Genomic DNA, 23,174 nt, shown 5'->3' on the forward strand with positions numbered 1-23,174 from the left:
ACCGCCAGACCAATTCCCGGCCCCCGATGCGGTCCATTTCCAAAATGCTTGACCATTCCCCGGCCCCGGTGGGTAACTGACGCCATGAGAGAAAACGAGAACAGTGCTTCCTGGCGGGATTTCCCGGCCGCCCAGCAACCCGACTGGCCCGACCCCGGGGCCCTGCGCGCCGTCCTCGGCGGGCTGTCCGAGGCGCCTCCGCTGGTCTTCGGCGCCGAGTGCGACCAGCTGCGCCTGAAGATGGCGGCGGTGGCCCGCGGCGAGGCCATCCTGCTCCAGGGCGGCGACTGCGCCGAGACGTTCGCCCAGGTCACCACCGACTCCATCCGGGGCAAGCTGAAGACCCTGCTGCAGATGGCCGTCGTGCTGTCCCACGCCACCGCGCTGCCGGTGGTCAAGGTCGGCCGGATGGCCGGGCAGTACGCCAAGCCGCGCTCCAGCCCGTACGAGGAGCGCGACGGGGTGACCCTGCCCTCGTACCGCGGCGACGCCGTCAACGGCCTGGAGTTCACCGCCGCTTCCCGCACCCCGGACCCGCGGCGGCTGCGCGACATGTACGAGGCCTCGGCCCGCACCCTGAACCTGGTCCGCGCCCTGACCACCGGCGGTTTCGCCGACCTGCACCAGGTGCACGCCTGGAACCGGGGCTTCGTCGCCGGTTCGGGCGCCGGCGAGCGCTACGAGGCCCTCGCCGACGAGATCGACCGCACCCTCGCCTTCATGCGGGCGTGCGGGGTGGACACCCGCGAGCTGGGCACCGCCGAGTTCTTCGTGGGCCACGAGGGCCTGCTGCTCGACTACGAGGCCGCGCTGACCCGCACCGAACCGGAGACCGGCCGGACGTACGCCGCCAGCGGCCACCTGCTGTGGATCGGCGAGCGGACCCGCGATCTGGACGGCGCCCACGTGGAGTTCTTCTCGCGGATCGACAACCCGATCGCCGTGAAGCTCGGCCCCGCCACCACCGCCGACACCGTCCTCGCCCTCCTCGACCGGCTCGACCCGGACCGCGACCCGGGCCGGCTGACCTTCGTCGTCCGGGCGGGCGCCGACAAGATCCGCGACGTGCTGCCCACCCTGGTGGAGAAGGTCGCCGCCGAGGGCGCGCTGCCCTGCTGGGTCAGCGACCCGATGCACGGCAACACCGTCACCGCCCCCAGCGGGCACAAGACCCGGTCCTTCGAGACGGTGCTCGACGAGGTCCGGGGCTTCGTCGAGGTCCACCAGTCGCTGGGCACCCACCCCGGCGGCATCCACGTCGAGCTGACCGGCGACGACGTGACCGAGTGCACAGGAGGCGGCAACACTGTTCGGCCCGAGGACCTGCCGCACCGGTACGAGACGGCCTGCGACCCCCGCCTCAACCACACCCAGTCCATCGACCTGGCCTTCCGGCTCGCGGAGATGTACCGCGAGCGCCGGCCGGTCAGCTCCTTCGCGGCCGCAGGGCCTCTTCGATGAGCCCGAACGGCGGCCGGTCGCCCAGGTAGAAGTGCTCGCCCGGCACGGTCAGCGCACGGAACGGCCCCCGGGTCGACTCCCGCCAGGCGGCACTCTCGGCGGCGGTCACCCGGGGGTCGGTCTCCCCCACGATCGCGGTGACCGGGCAGGTCAGCGGGGGCCGCGGCTGCCCCTCGTAGGCGGCGAGCATCCGGAAGTCCGCCCCGATGTACGGCATCACCAGTTCCACGAAGCCCCGGTTCTCCAGCAACTCGGGCTCCGTGCCGCCCAGTTCGATGAGGATCCGGCCGATCGACTCCGCGTCCCAGGCGGCCGCGGCCACCGGGTCCCCGGCCATCAGGTGGGGCGCCCGCGCCCCCGAGGCGAACAGGTGCGCCACCTCCGAGCCGGCCTCCTCCAGCGCCCGGACCACCTCGTAGGCGACGATCGCGCCCATGCTGTGCCCGAAGAACACGACCGGCCGGTCGTCCCCCGGGGCCAGCAGCTCGGCGGCGATCTCGCGTGCCATCGGGACCAGCCGGTCCGCGCAGTCCTCGGAGAACCGCTCCGCGCGCCCCGGGTAGCAGACCGCGTGGACCTCGTGCGCGTCGAGTCCCTTGGCCCAGCCGCGGAAGAAGTACGGCGATCCGCCGGCGTGCGGGAAGCACACCACCCGCTCCGCCGCGAACGGCCTGGCCTCGACCACCTGTGTCCACACCATCACTGTCACCCCTGCCCCAACGGCCGTTCCACGGCGTCCGCACACTCCCGACGGCGCGATGGTCGTGCCTCGCCCTGACGGCGCGCTGACGTCCGGCGGGCGCCTGTCAGTGCCGCGTCAGGGGCCTTCAGCAGAGTGACAGGGGTCCGCCACGCCGATCCCTGTCCCTGGAGATTCCATGACGGTGACCTCCGCCTACCCGTCGATAGCCGAAGCGACGATGATGCCGCGCATCATCCGGCTCGGCCCGAACCTGTACGGCGCGGCCTTCACCCTGATGAAGCTGCTTCCCGCGCACCACATCCTCAAGCAGGCCGAGGAGCGGGGTGAGCTGGGCCCGGACACGGTGATCGTCGAGACCACCTCGGGCACCTTCGGGCTCGCCCTGGCCATGCAGGCCGCCCTGTTGCGCCGCAAACTGATCCTGGTCAGCGACCCCGCGATCGACGCCAACCTGTACCGGCGGCTGACCGACCTCGGGGCCCGCGTGGAGATCTGCCACGAACCGGCCGAGGTCGGCGGCTTCCAGGAGGCCCGGCTGCGCCGGCTCGCCGAGATCCGCGCCGAACTGCCCGACTCCTTCTGCCCCGAGCAGTACAGCAACCCGGGCAACCCCGGCGCCTACCGGCTGGTCGCGGAGCAGCTCACCCAGACCCTCGGCACCGTGGACGCGCTGATCGGGCCGGTCGGCTCCGGCGGATCCGTGTGCGGCACCGTGCGGGCCCTGCGCGCCGCCACCCCGCACACCGAGGCCATCGGGGTGGACAGCCACCACAGCGTGCTCTTCGGGCAGCCCGACGGCTCCCGGGAGCTGCGGGGCCTCGGCAACAGCCTGTGGCCCGCCAACCTCGACCACCGCGTCTTCGACGAGGTGCACTGGCTCAGCGCCGGCGAGGCGTACGCCTCCACCCGCGCCCTGCACGCCCGCCACGCCCTGTTCCAGGGGCCGACGAGCGGCGCCGCCTACCTCGTCGCCCGCTGGTGGGCCGAGCGCAACCCGGACCGGACCGGGGTGGTGATGCTCCCCGACGAGGGCTACCGTTACCAGGCCACGGTCTACGACGACAGCTGGCTGGAGGCGCAGGGGTACCCGCTGCGCGAGCGGCCGTCCGCGCCGGTCACCGCCGCCGGCCCCGACGCGGCGGGCGACCGCTGGACCCGGTTCGCCTGGGACCGGCGGGCCTACGAGGAGGTCCCGGGGGTCGTGTCCCGGCCCGCTCCGGCGGCTGCCGGATCCGCCGCGACGGCCGTCGCGCAGCCGGTGGGGGTGGGAGCGTGAGCGCGCCCGCGGTCACCGGCACGGGCCGGCTCGAACAGGGCCTGGGCGCCCGTACCCGACGCGTCGTCTACGGCGAGCCCGGCCCGGAGACGGTGCGCCGCGAACTGGAGGCCACCAGCACGGTCGACCTCGCCCACGTGGTCATGCTCCGCGAGAGCGGGCTGCTGACGGGATCCGCCGCGGCGGCCCTGCTGGACCGGGTCCGGCGGCTGCGGGCGAGCGGCTTCGCCGAGCTGACCGGCCGCCAGGCCCCGCGCGGCCTGTACCTCATGTACGAGGGCTACCTCGTGGAGGAGCTCGGCTCCGACGTCGGCGGGAAGGTGCACACCGCCCGCTCCCGCAACGACATCAAGGCCACCGTGACCGCGATGCGGCTGCGCTCCGAGCTCACCGAGCTGCTCGGCGAGGTACTGCGCCTGCAGGCGGCGCTGCTCTCCCGGGCGCGGCGGCACGCCGACGCGGTGATGCCCGTCTACACGCACTACCAGCCCGCGATGCCCATCAGTTACGGCTACTACCTGGCCGGCATCGCCACCGCCCTGGACCGCGACATCGCCTCGCTGCGCCACACCGTCGACGACCTCGACCGCTGCCCGCTGGGCGCCGGGGCCGTCGCCGGCACCGACCTGCCGATCCGCCCCGAGCGCACGGCCGCCCTGCTGGGCTTCGCCGGCGGCCCGACCCTGCACGCCACCGACGCGGTGGCGGCGCGCGACACGATGCTGCGCGGTCTGGCCGTGGTGGCGTCGGCGGCGGTGACGCTGAGCCGGCTGGCCACCGACCTCCAGCTGTGGAGCACCCAGGAGTTCGGGTTCGTGGAGTTCCCCGAGCGGCTGGTCGGCGGCAGCTCGGCGATGCCGCAGAAGCGCAACGCCTTCCTGCTGGAGCACGTCAAGGCCAAGGCCGCGTGGGCGGTGGGGGCCTGGACCGCCTCGGCGTCCGCCAGCAAGTCCACGCCGTTCACCAACTCCATCGAGGTCGGTACCGAGGCGGTGGCCGTGGCCTGGCCGGCGCTGGCCGCCGTACGGGAGTCCGTACTGCTCGGGCAGGTCCTGGTGTCCGGGGCCCGGCCGGTCACCGAGCGGATGGAGCAGCGGGCCAAGGAGGGTTTCACCACCGCGACCGTGATCGCCAACCGGCTGGTCGGCGAGGGCGTGCCGTTCCGTACGGCGCACCACGTGGTGGGCGCGGCCGTGCGGGACGCCATCGCCGCCGGCGAGCGCGAGCTCACCAAGATCGAGACCCCGGAGGGGGTGACCGACTTCGGCGGCGGGCTGCCCTCGCTCGCGGAGGTCGTCGCCGACCTGGACCGGGGCGGCGGCCCGGGCGAGTGCGCCGCGATCGTCGGCACGCTGCGGGACCGGCTCGCCGGGCACGCCGACTGGCTCATGGCGTACCGGGAGGGGCTGCGCGAGGCCGCCCGGCTGCTGGACGCCGATGTGGACGCCGTCGTGAGACGTTACGGAACGGGAGGGACGCGATGAGTGCGGGCGGCGGCCGGTTCGTCTTCCTGGAGAGCAACACCACCGGTACCGGGCGGGACTTCTGCGCCGCCGCCCGGGCCCGGGGGATGCGCCCCGTCCTGCTGAGCCGGGACCCCGGCCGGTACCCGTACGCCGTGCTGGACGGCATCGACACGGTGGTGCTGGACACCTCCGACCCGCAGGCCGTCCTGGAGGCCTGCACCCGGCTCGATCCGGTGGCCATCGCCTCCAGTTCGGAGTTCTTCGTCGCCCTGGCGGCGCGTACGGCCGCCAAGCTGGGGCTGCCGGGACCGGACGGCGACGCCGTGGAGCGCTGCCGGTCCAAGGACACGCAGCGGGCCGTGCACGCGGCCGCCGGGGTGCCGGTGCCGGAGTTCGCGGCGGTGACCGGGGCCGCGGAGGCCGCCGGGGCCGCGGAGCGGATCGGGTTCCCCGTCGTCCTCAAGCCCGTCAGCGGCTCCGGCTCGGTCGGGGTGCGGCTGTGCGGGGACGCGGACCAGGCCCGTGCCTGGGCGGAGCGGCTGCTGTCCGACGGCTCGGCGACCGTGCTGGTGGAGGCGGCCGTCTCCGGCCCGGAGTTCTCGGTGGAGACCTTCGACGGGGAGGTGGTGGCGGTGGTGGCCAAGCACGTCGGGCCGGAGCCGTACTTCGTGGAGACCGGGCACGACGTGCCCGCGCCCGTCCCGGCCGCCACCGCGGCCGGGCTCGGCGCCACCGCCGTACGGGCGGTGCGCGCGCTGGGTCTGGGCTACGGCGCCGCCCACACCGAGCTGCGGCTGGGCCCCGGCGGGCCGGTGGTCATCGAGGTCAACCCGCGGCTGGCCGGCGGCATGATCCCGGTCGCGGTGAAGGCGGCGACCGGGGTGGACCTGGTGGACCGCGTGATCGCCCGGGCCGCCGGACTGCCGGCCGCCCCGCGCGCGGCGGCGGCCGGCCACGCCGCCGTACGGTTCGTCCAACTGGCCGGGGAGGGCCGGGTCACGGCCGTCGCGGGCCTGGCCGACGCCGCCGCGGCGCCGGGCGTGGCGGCCGTGACGGCGAGCACCGCCGTGGGCCGGGAGCTGCGGGTGACGCACTCCTTCCAGGACCGCCTGGCCTGCGTGGTCGCCGCCGGCCCCGACCCCGCCGCCGCGGCCCGCCGGGCCTCGGCGGCCACCGCCCTGATCGACATCACCGTGGAGGAGACCCCCCGATGAAAGGCGCCCCGACGTCCCCCTCACGGACGCGCCCCACCCCTACGGCCCCCGCCGCACCCCCACCCGAAGTCCCCGCCGCCGCGGCAGGCGTGGCCGGGATTCCGGCCCCGTTCCTCCCGCCGGCGGACGCCCCCGAGGCCACCCCGGCCGCGGGCCGCGGGGCACCCGCGACCGGCACCCCGGCGGACGCCCCCGGCAGGGGCGCCGGGTCCGCGCCGAGCGGCGGCCCGGTGGGGGGCACCGCCGGAGGCACCCGCACGCGGCTGCCGCGCTGGGTCCAAGGCTCGCCCGCAGGGCACCCCGCAGGGCGCACGGCCGGGTTTCACGAGGTGACCGTGGAGCCCGGGTTGGCGGCGGCCGTGCGGCGGACGGCCGACGCGCTCGGGGTCGCGCGGGGTGCGCTGCTCGGGGCCGCGCACGCCCGGGTGCTCGCCACGGTGACCGCCGAGCGGGAGCTGCGGACCGGCCTCGCCGACGGGCCCGGCGTGCGGGAGCTGCGCCTCACGGTGCTCCCGTCCGGCTGGGCGGAGCTCGTCGCGGCCACGGCGGCCGCCCTCACCGCCGCCGCGCCGGCCGCGGGCCCCCGGCCCGAGGTGGTTCTCGACCTGGCCGGGGAGGCCACGGCCCCGCTCGGCAACGGCGAGGTGCTGCGCGTGCTGTGGAGCTCCACCGGCGCGGGGCTGCGGCTGCGGCTGCGCTACGACCCCGGCGCGCTGGACGCCTCGTACGCGGACCGGCTCGCCGGCTACCACCTCACCGCCCTGAGGCTGCTCACGCAGGACCCGTACGCCCGCCACGACCGGCAGAGCCTGCTGTCCCCGCAGGAGGTCGAGGGCCAGATCTACGGTCTCGCCGGCCCCCGCGCCGAACTGCCGGACGCCGTCCTCACCGACCTGTTCGAGGAGCGGGTCCGCCGCCACCCCGACGCCGTCGCCGCCGAGCACGGCACCCGCCGCTGGACGTACCGCCAACTCGACGCGCACGCCAACCGCGTCGCGCACGCGCTGCTCGCCGCCGGGGCACGCCCGCACGACGTCGTCGCCGTCGTCATGGACCGCTCCCTCGACTGGATCGCCGCCGCGCTCGGCGTCCTGAAGGCCGGCGCCGTCTACCTCCCCATGGGCCCCGACCTGCCCGTGGACCGGATCACCGGCCAACTGTCCGCCGCCGCGGCCTCCTTCGTCCTCGCCGAGCCCGGTACGGAGGTGCTCGCGCGGAAGGCCGCCGACGGCACGCCCGCGCCGCCGCCCGTGCTCTGCGTACGGGACGTCCACGCGGCCGGCCGGCCCGACGGCCGGCCCGGGGTCCGCGTCCGCCCCGGCGACGCGGCGTACGTCTACTTCACCTCCGGCTCCACGGGCGAGCCCAAGGGCGCGCTGTGCGAACACGCGGGCCTCCTCAACCACCTCCTCGCGAAGGCCGCGGACATGGGGATGGCGGACGGCGGGGACGCCGGGAGCGGCGAGGTCGTCGCGCAGACCGCCCCGCAGAGCTTCGACATCTCCCTCTGGCAGTTCGCGGCGCCGCTGCTGACCGGCGGCACCACCCGCATCGTGGCGACCGACGTCCTGCTCGACGTGGACGGCTTCCTCGACGAGATCGTCGAAGGGCGCGTCACCATCGCCCAGACCGTGCCCGCCTACCTGGAGGTGCTCGTCCGGCGGCTGGAGCTCCGCCCCCGCGGCCTGGGCGCGCTGCGCGCCGTCTCGGTGACCGGCGAGGTGCTCGCGCCGGAGCTGGTGCGCCGCTGGTTCGCGGTGTGCCCGGGGATCCCCCTGGTCAACGCGTACGGCGCGACGGAGGTCTGCGACGACACGATGCACGAGGTCCTCGACCGGGCGCCCGAGCCCGGCCTGCCGGTCGCGCTGGGCCGCTCCCTGCCGAACGTGAACACGTACGTCCTGGACCAGAACCTCGGCCTGGTCCCGCTGGGCTCGGCGGGCGAGATCGCCTTCTCCGGGGTGTGCGTGGGCCGCGGCTACGTGGGCGACGAGGAGCGCACCCAGCAGGTGTTCGTGCCCGACCCGTTCCGGGCCGGCACCCGGATGTACCGGACCGGCGACTTCGGCCGGTGGCTGCCGGACGGCCGCATGGAGTACCTGGGCCGGCACGACGAGCAGGTCAAGATCCGCGGCTTCCGCATCGAACTCGGCGAGATCGAGAGCCGGCTGCTCGCCCTGCCCGGCGTCCGCGAGGCGGCGGTGGTCATCGTCGGCGACTCCGGCATCCACCGGCACCTGGTGGCGTTCTTCACCACCGACGGCGACGACGCCGACGGCCCCGGTGTCGAGCGGGCCCGCGGCCACCTGGCCTCCGTGCTCCCCGACTACATGGTGCCCAGCTACCTGCACCCGCTGCGCCGGCTGCCGCGCACCGCCAACGGGAAGGCCGACAAGAAGGCCCTGGTGGAGCTGGCGAGCACCCTCGGCCACGGCGGCGACGGCCACACCGGGCCGGCCACGGCCACCGAGCGCCGGCTGGCCATGCTGTGGGCGGAGGTCCTCGGGGTGCCGCTGGAGCGCATCGGCCGCCACGACGACTTCTTCGCGCTGGGTGCCAGTTCGCTCGCGGCGGTGCGCGTGGTCGTACGGCTCGACCGCGCGCTGTCCCTGAAGGAGCTGGTCGCCCACCCGGTGCTGGCCGACCTGGCGGCCCTGCTCGACGGCCGGCGCGGCGGCGGGGCCCGGGAGGCGGCGTCCCCGCTGCTGCACCCGCTGCTGGCGGTCCGCAACCCGCACCACACCCTGGTCGGCCTGCCGTACGCGGGCGGCAGCGCCCTGAACTTCCGCGCCCTGGCGACCGAGCTGGAGCGCGAGGGGATCGCCGTGCTGGGGGCGGAGCTGCCCGGCCACGACTTCGCGGCCGAGGACGAGCCGCTGGAGGACGTGGCGGTGCTCGCGGCGCGGGCCCGCGACGAGATCCTCGCGCGGGTGGCCACGCCCGTCCTGCTGTGGGGCCACTGCTCGGGCGCGGCCCTGGCGCTGGAGACCGCCCGGCTGCTCCAGGAAGCCGGCCGCCCGGCCGACCGGGTGTTCATCGGCGGCCAGTTGCTGCACGGCGCGCAGGCGCTGCGCGCGGAGGCGGCCGAGGTGCGGGCGGTCGGCCGGGAGGTCCTGCTGGGCCGGCTGCGCGCCGACAACGCCTACGTCGAGCTGGACGCCTTCACCCCCGAGCGGGCGGCGGCCGTGGACCGGGCGTACCGGCACGATGTGATCACCGCCAACGGGCACCTGCTGCGGATCCTGGACGCCCCCGCGGCGTACCGGATCGACGCACCGGTGGAGGTGGTGGTGGCCCGCGACGACGCCTGGACGGCCGGCGCGGAGACCGCGTACCAGGCCTGGCGGGCGGTTTCCGACCGGGTCGCGCTGCACGAACTCGAAGAGGGCGGGCACTACTTCGCCGGCACCAGGGCCGCGGAGACCGCCGACGTGGTGAGGAGGACCACCGGATGATCACGACCCAGACGGCAGCGCCGGTCAGCCCGGCGGCCGTCCCCGCGGCCGGCTACCGGCAGGTGGCCGCCACCGGCGTCAGCACGGCCTTCGGCACCTTCGGCGAGCTGCTCCAGGGCGTCCTGCCGGAGGAGGACGGCAACTTCCTGGTGACGCTGCCGGTGGCCCGCTGGTCCATGGCCCGCTTCGAAGTGCGCTCGGAGCAGCCGGGGCTGGAGGTGTGGCCGCCGCACAAGAAGAAGGCGCTGCGGCTGACTTCGATGATCCTGGAGGACGAGGGGCTGCCGGCGGCCGGACTGCTGCGGATCGACAGCACCCTGCCCGAGGGCAAGGGGCTGGCCAGTTCGTCGGCCGACCTGGTGGCGACGGCGCGGGCGGTGGCCAACGCGCTGGGCGTTCCGATGCCGCCGCGCCGGATCGAGGGGTACCTGGCGCGGATCGAGCCGACCGACGGGGTGCTCTACGACGAGGTCGTGGCCTTCCACCACCGCAGTGTCCGGCTGCGGGCGAAGCTCGGCTCGCTGCCCTCCATGGCGGTGGTCGGCGTCGACGAGGGCGGCGCGGTCGACACCGTCGCCTTCAACAACATCCCGAAGCCGTTCACGGCCGCCGACAAACGGGAGTACGCGCGCCTCCTGGACCGGGTCACCGGCGCCGTCGCCGCCCGCGATCTGGCCGAGGTCGGGCGGGTGGCCACGGCGAGCGCCCGGATGAACCAGGTGCTGCGGCACAAGTGGTCGCTGGATCCGATGACCGGCATCTGCGAGGAGGTCGGCGGTCTGGGCGTGGTCGTCGGGCACAGCGGCACCACCCTGGGCATCCTCATGGACACCGACGCCCCGGACTGCCCGGCCCGGCTGGCGGCCGCCGCGCAGCTCTGCCAGGAGCTCGTGGGAAATGTGACGGTCTACCAGACCCTCAGCTTCCACTGAGGGGCCCGAGGGTCCCCGACTTCGTCCACCGAGCCCCCGGGCCGAGCGCCACGCTCGCCCCGGGGGCTTCCGCTTGGGTACTACCCGAGGGGTCCACCGGTCGGTGGACACGAGGTTCAACCGGTCGAGCCTGTCGCCGTCATACCTGTTCCGACCAGCATGTACATCATGACGAACCCCACTGTGCGCATGGCTCGATGGAGCGCCCGCAACCCCTGGAAGGCCATCACCGGCTGGCTCCTCTTCGTCGTCCTCTGCTTAGGCGCGGGCATCGCGATCGGCGCGAACCCCGCCACCAGCGAGGACTTCCGCATCGGCGAGGCCGGCCGCGCCGAGGCCATCGCCACCGAGGGCGGCCTCCAGCAGAAGCCCGTGGAGCGGGTGCTCATCCACGCCAGGCCCGGCGCCGGCGCCTTCGACAGGGCCCTGGCCGAGGCCGCCGCCCGGGACGTCGGCGCCCGGATGGCCGCCCTTCCCGAGGTGGCCGCCGTGGGGGACCCGGTGCCCGCCGCGGACGGTTCGGCGCTGCGCGTGGACGTCACCATGAAGGGCGCCGAGTTCGACGCCAAGAAGCACGTGGACGTCCTCCTGGCGCAGACCGCGGCCGTCCAGGAGGCCTACCCGGGGCTGTGGGTGGAGGAGGTCGGCTCCCCCTCGATCAGCAAGGGCGTCGACGGGCTCCGCGGCGACGACCTGGCCCGTACGGAGGTCATCGCCCTCCCCGTCACCCTGATCACCCTGCTGATCGTCTTCAGCTCCATCGCGATGGCCATCGTCCCGCTGCTGCTGGCGCTCTCCTCGATCGTCGCCGCGGTCGGCCTGTCGATGCTCGCCTCGCACGTCTTCCCGGACGCCGGTGTCGGCACCAACGTGATCCTGCTGATCGGTCTGGCCGTCGGCGTGGACTACACCCTCTTCTACCTGAAGCGGGAGCGTGAGGAGCGGGCCCGGGCGGGCGGGCGGCTCACCCCGCAGGCCGTGGTCGAGATCGCCGCCGCCACTTCGGGCCGCGCGGTCGTCGTATCGGGGCTGGCCGTGGCCGTCTCCAGCGCCACCCTGTTCCTCGCCGACGACGTGATCTTCTCCTCCATCGCCACCGGGGCCATCGTCGTCACCCTGGTCGCCGTCCTCAGCTCGCTGACCGTGCTGCCCGCCCTGCTGGCCAAGCTCGGCGAGCGCGCCGACCGCCGCCGGGCCCGCAAGGAGGCGCGCGCCGCCGCCAAGGGCCGTACCCTGCGCGTCAAGCAGCCGAAGTCCGGCGCCGGGCGGATCACCTCGGCCGTGCTGCGGCCCACCGCGAAGCACCCCGTCGCCACCCTGGCCGTCGCCACCCTCGCGATGGTCGCCCTGGCCCTGCCCGTGCTGAACCTGAACCTCACCGAGATGGGCCGCGACACCCACTCGCGGGCCATCGGCGCCATGCAGACCTACGACCGGGCGATGGCCGCCTACCCCGAGCTGGGCTCCATGCACCAGGTGCTCGTGAAGGCCGACGCCGGCCGCCGCGGTGAAGTGGCCGCCGCCCTCACCGAACTGGCCGGCCGCGCCACCGCCGAGGACCCCGCGATCAGCGGCAAGCCGTTCCTGCGCACCTCCCCCGACGGCCGGATCACCATGCTGGAGATGGCGGTCGCCCATCCGGTCGGCAGCGTCGAGGCCCACACCTCTCTGAAGAAGCTGCGTACGGAGCTCCTCCCGGCCACCGCCGGCAAGCTCACCGGCACCGAGACCGCGGTCACCGGTGACGTCGCCCGCAACGCCGACTACCCGGCGCACCAGAAGCAGAAGCTCCCGCTGATCATCGGCGCGCTGCTGCTCGTCACCTTCGCGATGACCGTGTGGGCCTTCCGCTCGATCGTCCTCGGCCTGATCGGCATCGTCCTCAACCTGCTCTCCGCCTTCGCCTCGCTCGGCCTGCTGGTCCTCGTCTTCCAGAACGAATGGGCCGAGGGGATCCTCGTCTTCGAGTCCACCGGCTCCATCGGAGCCCGGGTGCCGCTCTTCCTCTTCGTGATCCTCTTCGGGCTCTCGATGGACTACCAGGTCTTCGTGATCAGCCGGATCCGGGAGGCGGCCATGAACGGCACCCCGACCCGCCAGGCGGTCCTCGACGGCATCGGCAGCTCCGCCGGAGTGGTCACCAGCGCCGCCGTGGTCATGGTCACCGTGTTCGCCAGCTTCGCCGCGCTGCACCTGATCGAGATGAAGCAGATCGGCTTCGCCCTCGCCGCGGCCGTCCTGCTGGACGCCTTCGTGATCCGCATCCTGATCCTGCCCTCGCTGATGCTGCTGCTGGGCGAATGGAACTGGTGGCCGTCGCGCGGTATGCGCCAGGTGCGGTCCGCGGCGTCAACGGAACGTCAGCCCGCGACCGTAGGCTGATCACATGAGCGAACGGCCGCAGCCCTCCGACCGGTTGACCGTCGACAAGTTCCACGGCTGGTACACCACGGCTTGGGTGCTCCTCGGGCTGTTCCCCTCGGTCATCGGGGTGGAGAACGACTCGGGAGCACCCAAGTGGGGGGCCCTGGCCCTGCTGGCGGTCCTCGCCTCCTGCTACACCGCCGTACGGCGTTTTCCGGACAATCCCGTCCTGCGGCCCCAGGCCTACCTGGCCCTGCTCGCCCTCGGGCTGGGCGCCATGGGGGGCCTGCCGGGCGGCGGGGCGGCCCTGTTCATCGTCTCCCTCCCGCAGTTCTGGCTCTTCGCCACGGGCGTCCGCGCCTCGATCGTCCTCAGCGGGGCGGCGGCCGCGGCCACCGTCGTCGGCAGCACCCTGCGCGGCGACGAGTCCCTCACGGGCAACGTCGTCTTCATCTTCATCGGGTACGCCGCCTCGGTCCTGACCGGTCTGCTGATACACCGGCTGGTGGCGGACGGCGATGCCCGGGCCGGGCGGCTGGGCGCGGAGCTGGAGAGCACGCAGGCCCGGCTGGCCGAGGCGCACCGGCAGCAGGGCGCGGCGGAGGAGCGGGAGCGGATGGCGCGGGAGATCCACGACACCCTCGCGCAGGGCTTCGCCTCCATCATCGTGCTGGCGGAGGCGGCCCGTTCGACCGTCATCTCGGACCCGGAGCGCACCGCGCAGCAGCTGGTGTCCATCGAGCAGACCGCCCGCGAGAACTTCGTCGAGGCCCGGGTGCTGGTGGGCTCCGCCCCGCAGAGCGGCCTGGCGCCCGGCTCGGTCGCGGTGACCCTGCGCCGGACCCTGGACCGGTTCACCCAGGACACCGGGCTGACCGTGGAGGCGGAGCTGCCGCCGGACGTCGAATGCGACCAGCAGACCCGGATCGCGCTGCTGCGCTGCACCCAGGAGTCGCTGGCCAACGTGCGCAAGCACGCCGGGGCCAGCACGGTGGGCGTGGTCCTCACCCAGCACCCGCACGCCATCGAGCTGGAGATCACCGACGACGGGCGCGGGTTCGTCGTCGAGGACTCCCGCGGCTTCGGCCTCGACGGCATGCGCAAGCGGCTCGCCGAACTGGACGGCGACCTCACGGTGACCAGCTCGCTCGGGGACGGCACCCGCGTCCTCGCCACGATCCACACGAATGGACAGCCCTGAAATGAAAGACGCCGACAGGATCCGGGTCATCGTGGTGGACGACCACACGGTGATGCGCGCCGGGGTCGTCGCCCTCCTCGCCCCGGAGCCGTGCATCTCCATCGTCGGCGAGGCCGACAACGGGCGGGAGGCCGTGGAGCTCGTCGCGTCCCTGCGCCCCGACGTGGCGCTGATCGACCTGCGGATGCCGGTCATGGACGGGGTGGCGGCCACCGCCGAGATCGTCGCCGGCCCCGCCCCGACCCGGGTGCTCATCCTCACCACGTACGACACGGACGTGGAGATCGAACGGGCCGTGGAGGCGGGCGCGATCGGCTACCTGCTGAAGGACACCACCCGCGAGCAGCTCGTGAGCGCGATCCGCTCGGCGGCCCGCGGCGAGACGGTGCTGGCCCCGCGGGTGGCGGAGCGGCTGGTGGCGAGGATGCGGCAGCCGGACCCGGTGGTGCTGACCGCCCGCGAGCTGGACGTGCTGAGCGCGGTGGCGGACGGGCTGTCCAACTCGGACATCGGCAAGCGGCTGGTCATCGCGGAGGCCACGGTCAAGACCCATCTGCTGCGGGTGTTCGCCAAGCTGGACGTCAGCGACCGCACCCACGCCGTGGTCATCGCGCTCGAGCGGGGGCTGCTGGTGCGGCCGGAGCGCGACTGACCTCGTCAGGCCGCGCGCCAGATCGTCAGGTCGGCGATCAGCCACTTGGGCCCGTCGTCCATCGGGGCGGTCTGCTTGATCTGGATCACGAGCAACCCGATGTCCCCCGACGGGTGTTTGACGCAGAACTCGCTCCCGACCGCCGCCAGGGACAGCGGGGCGCTCTTCTTGTCGGCGCGCGTGAGCGCGCTGCGGCACGTGTCGAGGGTGGCACCCGGTTTGCCGTTCAGCATGGTGATCACGCTGGAGCCGCTCTCCAGGTCGCAGCTGTACGTCTCACAGGTCAGGCGGACGTCCCCCGTGCGGGTCGCGCGCTCCACCGGGCCGTTCATGCCGATCGAGTTGTCCTCCTCCAGGCGCAGCCCGGGGTAGGGGAGGGGGACGGGAGCCGGCGGCTTGGCGGGTGGGGGCGTGCTCGATGCCGGGGCGGAGGGCTGCGGTACCGAGCCGCCGGCCGCCGATCCGGCCGACGCGGACACCGAAGTCGATGCGGACGCGGACGGGGTGCGCTGCGTCGACTTGGAGGCGTTTCCCCCGCGCGGTTCCGCCCCGCTCTTGGCCGCCCGGACGACGCCCGTCACGAGCAGGGCCGCGGCCGTCACCGCAGCGGCGGTGATCAGCGCGATGCGGCGCCCGCGGGCCCGCGGCCGGCGCTGTTCCGGCGACTGCGGCGGGCGCCAGACCAGGGGGAAGGTGTGGACCGAGGTGGGTTCGGGGACCGGGGCCGGGACGACCGGCTCGGGGCCGGTGACCTCCCGCCAGACGGCCGGGCCGCCGTCGGCGTCGCCGGGCAGGTGCCGCCGGCACCACGCCACGATCTCCGCCGGGGTGGCCCGCTCCTTCGGGTCGGCGGCCAGGCAGCGGGCGATGAGCGGGCGGAGCGGCTCCGGGAGGCGGGAGAGGTCGGGCTCGGAGTGCACGATCCGGAACAGGACGCTGACCGAGGGGCCGGTTCCGTAGAGCGGCTCGCCGAGCGCCGCGAACGCCGCGGTCTGGCCGAGGGCGAAGACGTCGGTGGCCGTGGTGACCTCGCCGGCCTCGGCCTGTTCGGGGGCCATGTACTGGGGCGTGCCGATGGTGCTGCCGGTGGCGGTGGCCTCGGTGGTGCCGGAGGCCAGTGAGATGCCGAAGTCGATGACCCGGGGCCCGTCGGCGGCCAGGAGTACGTTCGCCGGCTTCAGGTCCCGGTGGACGACCCCCGCGTCGTGGATGACCTGGAGGGCTTCGGCCACCCCCGCGACCAGCCACAGCACCGCGGGCACCGGGAGCGGTCCGCGCCGGGCGACGGCCTCGGACAGCGAGGGGCCGGGCACGTACAGGGTGGCCAGCCAGGGCGGCGTCCCGTCGGACTCGGCGTCGATCAGCTCGGCGGTGTACGCCCCCCGGACCCGCCTGGCCGCCTCCACCTCCCGGCGGAACCTCCGCCGGAAGTCCGGGTCTTCGGCCAGCTCGGGCCGGACCACCTTGATGGCCACCGGGCGGCCGCCCGGGGTGTGCGACAGGTAGACCCGGCCCATGCCCCCCGCACCGAGCCGGGCCGCGAGGCGGTAGCCGGCCACACTGCGCGGATCGTCCGCGTGCAGGGGCTGGAACACCTCGGTCGCGCTGTTCATCGGTCTCCCCCATTTGCCCTGATCAACCGATGAGTTGATCGTCGCCACCCTAAGCGGCGGGGGTGGGCGGGGAACCGGCGGGCGACTACCAGCCCTGCCAGGCCGGGGCCGGGGCGGGGTACCGGAGTACGCGGCGCTTGCGGGCGGCTTCGATCCCGAGGAACGTTGCTCCGGAGACGAGCGTCGCCATGAACGTGAGCCCCATGGCGGTCACCAGCCAGAGGTCGGCGACTCCCCCCAGGCTCAGCCAGAGCGCCGCCACAACCGCCGCCACGACCACCAGCGACGGGATCCTGACCTTGCGGGACAGCCTCTTGGTCGTCACGACGAAGACGAAGCCCACGAGCAGGCCCGGCACGGTGGCCACGACCAGGCCCAGGAACAAGAAGACGAGCAGGGCGATGACCATGGCGCACTGACCTCCGGATCTCGCGGACGACCCTTACGACCGCCATGCTGCCAGAGAATCTGAACACGTTCAACGTCGCTGGACCAGCAGCCCCTTCTGAACGATGGCCCAGAGGTCCAGGCAGTCGTCGACGGCCGGCTTCCCGTCAGCCTCCGCGGCCTGCCGCGTGCGCAGGTGCGCGCCGCACCCCCGGACGAAGAGCGCCGCCACCGAGGCCGCGCGTTCGGGCCGGATCGTGGCGGGCAGATCGCCCGACCGGCAGGCCTCGTCGGCGAGGCGCAGCATGACCGGGTACCAGAGCCGGGACCAGCTCTCCGCCGCGGTCGGCCGCTCCTGTTCCAGGCGGGCGGCGCCCCGGACCGTATCACTCTCCTGGAGCTTGCGGGCGAGGCCGACCACGACCGCGTCGAGTTGGGCCAAGGGCGAGCACGCGGAGGTGACCGCCTCCTCCAACACGGCGCGCACGACGGCGTGCGCCTCCGCCAGCACGGCGTCGGCCAGATCGCTCTTGGAGTCGAAGTGGAAGGTCAGAGCCCCGATGGAGACGCCGGCGACCTTGGTGATGGCGCTCACCGCGGTGCCAGCGTACCCGCGCCGGGCGAACTCCACGGCCGCGGCCCGGATGAGGGCGGCGCGGGTCCTCACTGCCCTGTCCTGCCTCACAAGCTCGCCAGGGCGCCCTTGCGGACCGTCAGCCGGCCCGCGACCGCCGACAGCAGCTCCTCCCGCTCGGCGATGGCCTTGCGCAGGCCGGCCGCGTGCAGCAGGGCCACCGCCGTCTGGTGCGAGATGCCGAACCACGGCAGGTACGAGAGCACCCGGCGCGCGTCCGCGTAGTGCCGCCGCACGCTGTCGCCGTGGATCTGCGCGTGGTCGGCGACGGCCCGCAGGACGTCCGCGGACATCGCGTGGACCGTGCCGGGCGCGATGAGCTCCTCGACGTACCGGGTGTCGCGGTGCTCCGGGTGCCGCACGGACGTGGAGGTCCACACCAGCCGGGGCGCCCCGGCGCCCGCCGCGGCCAGTGCGCGCCACCGCGAGGAGGCGAGCGCCTGCTGGAAACCCTCGTACGCCAGCCTGGCGTTGGCGATCGCCGAGGTGCCCATCAGCGCGCGGGCCTCCGCCGTGCCGGCCCGCTCCAGCGCCCGGTCCACCTCGGTGTCCAGATCGCCGACGGAGAAGGACGCCACCGCGCAGACCGGGGACGGCCCCGATCCCCGTGCGTGCGCCTGCTCCAGACCGTCGAGGAAGGCGCCCGCCACGCTGTCGAGCCGGTCCGACGAGAAGATCAGCGCGGCGTTGACGTTCATGGTCTCGGCCAGGCACGCGGTGATGACCGGGAGGTTCTGCACCGTCGCCGGAATCCTGACCATCAGGTTGGGCCGGTCCACGGCGCGCCAGAGCGCGCGGGCCTCCGCCAGGGTGGCGCCCGCGTCCCAGGCGTTCCTCGGGTCGACGTCGACCGATACGAGGCCCTCGCGCCCGGCCGTCGCCTCGTGGACGGGCAGCAGCTGGTCGCACAGCTGCCGGGCGTCCTCGACGGCCAGGTCCCACAGTGCTTCCGCGGCGCTCGTGGAATCCGTCCGCACGGTGCGGGCGGAGGGGGACCGGGGAGCGGCGATCCCCGTGACGTCCCCCTCGCCGATCAGGTTCCGCAGGGCGCCGGGGGTGCCGAGGGCGCCGTCCGAACCGTCCAGCCAGACCGACACCCCCTGTGCGGCGAGCCGCGTGACGGTGTTGTTCACCGCTCCTCCTGTGCGTGCGGTACGGGTTCCCCGGCCGGGAGTTCCGGCAGCCGCGCCGGCAGCCGCCGCGACACGGCCGCGGGCAGCCCGCGGACCACGAGGAGGGCCGTGGCGGGCTCCTCCGCGCGCAGTTCGCCGGCGAGGCCGTGCGGGATCAGCAGCAGTCGGCCGCTGCCGGCCGGCACGGCGGGCTGCCCCTGGGCCCGGAAGCCGACCGCGCCGCGCAGCACGAGTACGGCCTCTTCGGTGCCGTCCTCCGCGCGAACGGGCAGGGTCGAGCCCTCGGGCAGGTCCCAGAACTCCACGCCCTCGCACTCGCTGAAGAGCATTCCGCGCCGGATCAGGCTCTGCCACCTCGCCGGCACGTTCCCGGCGAGGACCTGCACATCGCCCACCGCGGTGGAGACGATCACCGTCCGTCCCCTTCCCGCACGACCGCGAGGGTGACCACTGCCAGGCGCAGGGGGCGGGTGGCGGAGAAGGAACTGCGCGAACCCGCGGCCAGCAGCAGGCAGGTGTCCGGGACCAGGCCGACCCTCTCGGTGACCCCCGGGGCCGACACCTCCCCCTCGCCCGCGTGCACGAACACGGCGAGTTCGGCATCGTCACGGCCGAGCACCCGCTCCTCGCCCGCGGCCAGTTCGACGACCTCGACGCGCCTCAGCGGCCCGCTGAACACTCCCGCCGTATCGACGCTCTTCTCCTCGAACAGGTCGTGGACCACGGCCTTCGTCATGTCTGCTCCTTGGGGCGGCAGGGCTCCGGACAGCACCGCCGTGGTCGCCGGTGCGAGCGTTTCTATGACCCACCAGTCGAGGCTGCGGGTACCGGTGTTGAGCAGTCCGTGGATGTTGCCGACGCTCGTCAGGGCCAGCGATCCGGCTTCCACCGGGTGCTTCTCGCCGTTGAGCAGCAGTTCCCCGGTGCCGGACAGGATGAGGTAGATCTCTTCGGTGCGGGTGTGCCGGTGTTCGCCGCTGACCCCGCCCACCGGGAGCGAGGCCCACTCGACGGCCTCGCTCTCCGAGCGGAGCTGGCGCCGGGTCGCGAACGCCTTCCAGTGCGTCTTGCCCTCGGCTCCGTGGACTCCGTACACGGAGGCCCGGTGGCCGGTCGTGCCCACGGCCGTCCAGGGGACGGGCAGTCTGGTGTCCGTACTCACCGGACGTCACCCCAGTGCAGGTCCGCGAGCAGCTGCGCCGCGCTCTCCAGCTCGTCCTCGGTCAGGTCGTTGACGAAGACGGCGGAGCCTATGCCGGCGGGGAGCGGCAGCCGCTGCTGTCCGTCGCGGTGGCGCACCGTGTCGCGCAGGGCCGGAACCAGCAGCTTGGGCGTGCACAGCTCGTGCCAGCAGGGCAGGCCGAGCCCGGTCATCACGGACAGGATCCGACGGCGCTCGTCGGAGGTCACCAGACCGCGCTGCTCGGCGATGACGGTGGTGAAGGCCATGTCGATCGCCACGGCTTCGCCGTGCAGCAGTTCGGGAAGGGCGTGCATCTCGATGACCGGGCTGAACGAGTGCCCGTAGTCGACGACCCGTTCCAGGACCTTCTCCCAGAGATTGGGCTGGAGTTCTTCGAGCATGCCGTGGATGGCCCGCTCCACGACCTCGGCGGCGGGGTCGGCGCCGCCGTCGGCGGGGGGCTGGAGCCGCTCGCCCCGCAGGCGCGCGCCGTACTGCTCCAGCAGCGCGAACAGCCGGCGGTCCTTGATCAGGGCGATCTTGAGGATCTCGGCGAGGCCGTTGCCGATGTGGCGCTCGTCCAGGGTGGCCAGGAAGGTCCGGTCGAGCAGGGTGCGGTCGGCGGAGAAGTAGCTGCCGACCCGGTTCTTGTGGCCGTCGTTGTTGACGCCGGTCTTGACCCCGACGCCCGCGTCCACGAGACCGATGAGCGTAGTGGGGATGCGGATCCACGGGGTCCCGCGCCGGTACATGCCGGCGGCGCAGCCGACGATGTCCATCAGGACGCCGCCGCCGATGGCGATGACCGGCTCGCGACGACGGTCCACGCCGAAGTCGTCGAGGGCCTTGACGACCTCCAAGACCTGCCGCATGTCCTTGAACGACTCGCCGTCCTTCAGCACGAGCAGCCCGTACTCGACGCCGTGGTGCTCGAAGTACGCCCGGATGCGCGTTCCGTAGAGCTCGTCGACCACCGAGTCCACGACCACCAGGCGGCGCGCGCGTTCCCCCTCGGCGACGTCTTCGAGGATCGCGCGGTTGCCCAGGCTCAGCAGGTCGTCCTCGACGCGTACCTCGTAGTCGACCTGCTTGTAGGCCCGTACGGACCAGTGTGTGACGGGGTTGCCGACCGTGAACAGACCGCCGTCGCCGCTGCGTTCGGTCACCTGAAGATCTGACTGCATGCCTGTCTCCTCACTCGGTGCTTCGCCGGGAACATTAACCGTGAAGTCAATGCATCTGCAAGCAAATTATTGGGGGATCCCCCGGCGAGGGGCAATCAGTCTTGCTTTCAGATGCAAGTACTACTACGTTCGAGCAACCCCGTACGGATCACGAACGCTTCGGAAAGGAGTCGGGCATGCAGCCAGCAGCGCTCGCGCAACGAGCAAGCCCGGCCGGGATACCGACCGTCCGGCGCGTGGACCACTTCGCGTTCACGGTGCCGGACCTGAACGGCGCCATCGCCTTCTTCGCCGAGCTGCTCGGCGGTGAACTCTGCTACGTCGAAGGGCCCGTCGAGGCGTCCGAGGGCGACTGGATGACCCGCAAGCTGGGCGTCCACCCGAGGGCCTCGGCCCGGGTCGCCCTGCTGCGCGTCGGCCCCTCCACCAACCTGGAGCTCTTCCAGTACACCGCCCCTGACCAGCGCACCCGCCCGCCCCGGCAGGGCGACAGCGGCTGGCACCGGCTCGCGCTGCGCGTCGCGGACATCGGGACCGCCGCCGCCCGGCTGCGCGAGCGCTCCGACGTGGTCGTCCACGCGGACACGACCGCGCCGACCGCGCGCCCGGGACACTCACTGCGCCGGGTCGGCTTCTCCACCCCCTGGGGGATGGAACTCCAGCTCTGCGGCGCCTTCGACCCGCTCGCCCCCGCATCCGCCGGGGCACCGGGGCGCATCGCGGTGCTCGGGGCCGAACGGCTGGTCCTCACCGTCGCGGACCTGGACGCCGCCGTCGGCTTCTTCACCGCGGTCATCGGCGCCGACCCGCTGCCGCCCCGCCGGCCCGCACCGCCCGGGGCGCGGCGGCACGTCACCCTGAGCCTGGGCCCCACCGACCTGATCGAGCTGCGGCAGGCCGGGCCGGGAGGCCCGCTCCCCCCTCGCAACAGCGACATCGGCGGCCACCACATCGCCTTCCACAGCGACGACGTGGACGCGGCCGCGCGCTACCTCGGGGAGCAGCCCGGCGTCCGCGTCATGGGCACCCCCGAGACCATTTCCGACGGCCCGATCGCGGGCAACCGCTGGGTGTACTTCGCCACCCCCATCGGCGTGCAGATGGAAGTCCTGTGCATGCCGGACGGGCGGCTGCCCTACGAGCGGCACACCACGGCGCGCCGCGCCGCCTCACACGGATTCAGCTGGCGCTGAGCCGACTCGGCACGCGTCCGGCACGTACGCCGGCAGTTTCGCCACCACCACGCTCAAGGAGCCCACCACCACCATGCGCTGGAACGATCTCTACATCGCCGGAACGGGTGCCTTCCTGCCCAAGCAGGTCACCGTCGAGGAGGCCATCGACGCGGGACTCTACGACGAGGAGTCCGCGGGGCACAGCGGCCACCTGGCCCTGACGGTCGCCGCCCCCGAGGACAGCATCCCCGAGATGGCCGTACGGGCCGGCCGCCAGGCCCTGGCGCGCTCGGGGTACCTCCCCGAGGACGTCGCGGCCGTGACGTACTCCGTCGTGTTCCACAACGGCATCGACATCTGGAACTCCGGCTCGTACATCCAGAAGGGCATCGCCAGGGCCGGGGCGCTCGCCGCCGAGGTGCGCGCCGGCTCCAACGGCGGCCTGATCGCCGCCGAGCTGGCCGCCGCCTACCTGTACGCCCACCCGGAGGCCAAGGTCGCCGTGTCCACCGCGGGCGACCTGTGGACGGACCCGTACTTCGACCGGTGGCGGACCGACCGCATCCTCTACGGCGACGGCGCCGCGGCGGTGGCCCTCTCCCGCGAGGGCGGTTTCGCCCGGGTGGTCTCCATGGCCACCTACACCGACCCCGACCTCGAGGCCATGCACCGCGGCCACGAGCCCTTCGGGCCCTTCCAGCACGACGCCGAGCACCCCATCGACCTCAACCGCCGCCACCAGCAGTTCCTCGAGACCTTCGACAAGGACGAGGTGTGGCGCCGGGTGGAGAGCGGTATCCGCAAGGCCGTGGACCAGGCGCTCGAAGAGGCCGGCTGCTCGATCGACGACATGGACCACATCGTGGCCCCGCACTTCGGCGCCGGCCTGACCGTACGCCAGTGCCTGGCCCCGATCGGTGTCCACGACCTGAGCCGGACCGCCTGGGAGTTCTCCCGGCGCACCGGCCACATCGGCCCCGGCGACCAGTTCGCAGGCCTCAACCACCTCACCGAGACGGGCGCGCTGACGCCCGGCCGGCGCGTGCTGCTCCTCGGTGTCGGGGGCGGCTTCAGCTGGACCGGCGCCGTCCTGGACATCGTGGCCGAGCCTTCCTGGCGCGGCGTCCCGAGCTGACGCCCG

19 protein-coding genes are annotated in these 23,174 nt (G+C 73.7%); 11 read left to right on the forward strand and 8 right to left on the reverse strand.

Annotated elements, in window-relative coordinates:
- Positions 1-84: 84 nt before the first annotated feature.
- Positions 85-1,461: a class II 3-deoxy-7-phosphoheptulonate synthase gene (locus AB0O21_RS18670; protein WP_365172229.1), complete on the forward strand. Its 1,377-nt coding sequence runs from the start codon at positions 85-87 to the stop codon at positions 1,459-1,461.
- Here AB0O21_RS18670 and AB0O21_RS18675 read toward each other — a convergent pair.
- Positions 1,427-2,161, reverse strand: a complete 735-nt coding sequence (locus tag AB0O21_RS18675; protein ID WP_365172230.1) for an alpha/beta fold hydrolase — start codon at positions 2,159-2,161, stop codon at positions 1,427-1,429. The two genes, AB0O21_RS18670 and AB0O21_RS18675, sit on opposite strands and share 35 nt — an antisense overlap.
- A 178-nt stretch (positions 2,162-2,339) precedes the next feature.
- Between AB0O21_RS18675 and AB0O21_RS18680 the strand changes: the two genes are divergently transcribed.
- The 8 genes from AB0O21_RS18680 (at position 2,340) to AB0O21_RS18715 (ending at position 14,724) form a co-directional block, all read left to right on the forward strand.
- Positions 2,340-3,440 (forward strand): pyridoxal-phosphate dependent enzyme, encoded by a 1,101-nt coding sequence (locus AB0O21_RS18680; protein WP_365172231.1) that lies wholly within the window; start codon positions 2,340-2,342, stop codon positions 3,438-3,440.
- Positions 3,437-4,924: an argininosuccinate lyase gene (gene argH, locus AB0O21_RS18685; RefSeq protein WP_365172232.1), complete on the forward strand. Its 1,488-nt coding sequence runs from the start codon at positions 3,437-3,439 to the stop codon at positions 4,922-4,924. Before AB0O21_RS18680 ends, argH begins: the two co-directional genes overlap by 4 nt.
- Positions 4,921-6,120, forward strand: coding sequence for an ATP-grasp domain-containing protein (locus tag AB0O21_RS18690; protein ID WP_365172233.1), 1,200 nt, complete (start codon positions 4,921-4,923; stop codon positions 6,118-6,120). The genes argH and AB0O21_RS18690 overlap by 4 nt, the downstream gene beginning before the upstream one ends.
- Positions 6,117-9,575 (forward strand): amino acid adenylation domain-containing protein, encoded by a 3,459-nt coding sequence (locus AB0O21_RS18695; protein WP_365172234.1) that lies wholly within the window; start codon positions 6,117-6,119, stop codon positions 9,573-9,575. Before AB0O21_RS18690 ends, AB0O21_RS18695 begins: the two co-directional genes overlap by 4 nt.
- Positions 9,572-10,507, forward strand: coding sequence for a kinase (locus AB0O21_RS18700; RefSeq protein WP_365172235.1), 936 nt, complete (start codon positions 9,572-9,574; stop codon positions 10,505-10,507). The genes AB0O21_RS18695 and AB0O21_RS18700 overlap by 4 nt, the downstream gene beginning before the upstream one ends.
- A 168-nt stretch (positions 10,508-10,675) precedes the next feature.
- Positions 10,676-12,889, forward strand: coding sequence for an MMPL family transporter (locus AB0O21_RS18705; RefSeq protein ID WP_365172236.1), 2,214 nt, complete (start codon positions 10,676-10,678; stop codon positions 12,887-12,889).
- 4 nt (positions 12,890-12,893) lie between these two features.
- Positions 12,894-14,072 (forward strand): sensor histidine kinase, encoded by a 1,179-nt coding sequence (locus AB0O21_RS18710; RefSeq protein WP_365172237.1) that lies wholly within the window; start codon positions 12,894-12,896, stop codon positions 14,070-14,072.
- A 1-nt stretch (position 14,073) separates the two neighbouring features.
- Positions 14,074-14,724 carry a response regulator transcription factor gene (locus AB0O21_RS18715; RefSeq protein WP_365172238.1) on the forward strand — a complete coding sequence of 217 codons (651 nt, stop codon included), beginning with the start codon at positions 14,074-14,076 and terminating at the stop codon, positions 14,722-14,724.
- Positions 14,725-14,729: 5 nt separating this feature from the next.
- Here AB0O21_RS18715 and AB0O21_RS18720 read toward each other — a convergent pair whose 3' ends face one another.
- The 7 genes from AB0O21_RS18720 to AB0O21_RS18750 form a co-directional block, all read right to left on the reverse strand.
- Positions 14,730-16,337, reverse strand: a complete 1,608-nt coding sequence (locus tag AB0O21_RS18720) for a serine/threonine-protein kinase (RefSeq protein ID WP_365172239.1) — start codon at positions 16,335-16,337, stop codon at positions 14,730-14,732.
- Between the two features lie 85 nt (positions 16,338-16,422).
- The gene (locus AB0O21_RS18725) at positions 16,423-16,746 is read right to left on the reverse strand and encodes a hypothetical protein (RefSeq protein ID WP_365172240.1); all 324 of its coding nucleotides are present in this window, start codon (positions 16,744-16,746) and stop codon (positions 16,423-16,425) included.
- A gap of 69 nt (positions 16,747-16,815) precedes the next feature.
- Complete coding sequence (locus tag AB0O21_RS18730; protein ID WP_365172241.1) at positions 16,816-17,391, reverse strand: TetR family transcriptional regulator; 576 nt, start codon at positions 17,389-17,391, stop codon at positions 16,816-16,818.
- Between the two features lie 14 nt (positions 17,392-17,405).
- Positions 17,406-18,491 carry a transaldolase family protein gene (locus tag AB0O21_RS18735; protein WP_365172242.1) on the reverse strand — a complete coding sequence of 362 codons (1,086 nt, stop codon included), beginning with the start codon at positions 18,489-18,491 and terminating at the stop codon, positions 17,406-17,408.
- Positions 18,488-18,904, reverse strand: coding sequence for a hypothetical protein (locus AB0O21_RS18740; RefSeq protein ID WP_365172243.1), 417 nt, complete (start codon positions 18,902-18,904; stop codon positions 18,488-18,490). The genes AB0O21_RS18735 and AB0O21_RS18740 overlap by 4 nt, the downstream gene beginning before the upstream one ends.
- Positions 18,901-19,653 carry a cupin domain-containing protein gene (locus AB0O21_RS18745; protein WP_365172244.1) on the reverse strand — a complete coding sequence of 251 codons (753 nt, stop codon included), beginning with the start codon at positions 19,651-19,653 and terminating at the stop codon, positions 18,901-18,903. The genes AB0O21_RS18740 and AB0O21_RS18745 overlap by 4 nt, the downstream gene beginning before the upstream one ends.
- Positions 19,650-20,858 carry a sedoheptulose 7-phosphate cyclase gene (locus AB0O21_RS18750; RefSeq protein WP_365172245.1) on the reverse strand — a complete coding sequence of 403 codons (1,209 nt, stop codon included), beginning with the start codon at positions 20,856-20,858 and terminating at the stop codon, positions 19,650-19,652. The genes AB0O21_RS18745 and AB0O21_RS18750 overlap by 4 nt, the downstream gene beginning before the upstream one ends.
- A gap of 176 nt (positions 20,859-21,034) precedes the next feature.
- Here AB0O21_RS18750 and AB0O21_RS18755 point away from each other — a divergent pair, with 176 nt between their 5' ends.
- Together AB0O21_RS18755 and AB0O21_RS18760 are read left to right on the forward strand one after the other, a co-directional pair.
- Positions 21,035-22,051, forward strand: coding sequence for a VOC family protein (locus tag AB0O21_RS18755; protein WP_365172246.1), 1,017 nt, complete (start codon positions 21,035-21,037; stop codon positions 22,049-22,051).
- A gap of 73 nt (positions 22,052-22,124) precedes the next feature.
- Positions 22,125-23,168: a ketoacyl-ACP synthase III family protein gene (locus AB0O21_RS18760; protein ID WP_365172247.1), complete on the forward strand. Its 1,044-nt coding sequence runs from the start codon at positions 22,125-22,127 to the stop codon at positions 23,166-23,168.
- The last annotated feature ends 6 nt before the right edge of the window (positions 23,169-23,174 follow it).

Source organism: Streptomyces sp. NPDC091371, from assembly GCF_040684275.1.
In the GTDB taxonomy this organism is placed as follows: Bacteria; Actinomycetota; Actinomycetes; order Streptomycetales; family Streptomycetaceae; genus Streptomyces.

Bases quoted from the DNA above. Each gene is read 5' to 3' on its own strand.
- AB0O21_RS18690 (WP_365172233.1), top strand. From the start codon at position 4,921: ATGAGTGCGGGCGGCGGCCGGTTCGTCTTCCTGGAGAGCAACACCACC.
- AB0O21_RS18715 (WP_365172238.1), top strand. From the start codon at position 14,074: ATGAAAGACGCCGACAGGATCCGGGTCATCGTGGTGGACGACCACACG.
- AB0O21_RS18695 (WP_365172234.1), top strand. From the start codon at position 6,117: ATGAAAGGCGCCCCGACGTCCCCCTCACGGACGCGCCCCACCCCTACG.
- AB0O21_RS18725 (WP_365172240.1), bottom strand. From the start codon at position 16,746: ATGGTCATCGCCCTGCTCGTCTTCTTGTTCCTGGGCCTGGTCGTGGCC.
- AB0O21_RS18675 (WP_365172230.1), bottom strand. From the start codon at position 2,161: ATGGTGTGGACACAGGTGGTCGAGGCCAGGCCGTTCGCGGCGGAGCGG.
- AB0O21_RS18720 (WP_365172239.1), bottom strand. From the start codon at position 16,337: ATGAACAGCGCGACCGAGGTGTTCCAGCCCCTGCACGCGGACGATCCG.
- AB0O21_RS18680 (WP_365172231.1), top strand. From the start codon at position 2,340: ATGACGGTGACCTCCGCCTACCCGTCGATAGCCGAAGCGACGATGATG.
- AB0O21_RS18700 (WP_365172235.1), top strand. From the start codon at position 9,572: ATGATCACGACCCAGACGGCAGCGCCGGTCAGCCCGGCGGCCGTCCCC.
- AB0O21_RS18670 (WP_365172229.1), top strand. From the start codon at position 85: ATGAGAGAAAACGAGAACAGTGCTTCCTGGCGGGATTTCCCGGCCGCC.
- AB0O21_RS18755 (WP_365172246.1), top strand. From the start codon at position 21,035: ATGCAGCCAGCAGCGCTCGCGCAACGAGCAAGCCCGGCCGGGATACCG.
- AB0O21_RS18710 (WP_365172237.1), top strand. From the start codon at position 12,894: ATGAGCGAACGGCCGCAGCCCTCCGACCGGTTGACCGTCGACAAGTTC.
- AB0O21_RS18705 (WP_365172236.1), top strand. From the start codon at position 10,676: ATGACGAACCCCACTGTGCGCATGGCTCGATGGAGCGCCCGCAACCCC.
- AB0O21_RS18750 (WP_365172245.1), bottom strand. From the start codon at position 20,858: ATGCAGTCAGATCTTCAGGTGACCGAACGCAGCGGCGACGGCGGTCTG.
- AB0O21_RS18760 (WP_365172247.1), top strand. From the start codon at position 22,125: ATGCGCTGGAACGATCTCTACATCGCCGGAACGGGTGCCTTCCTGCCC.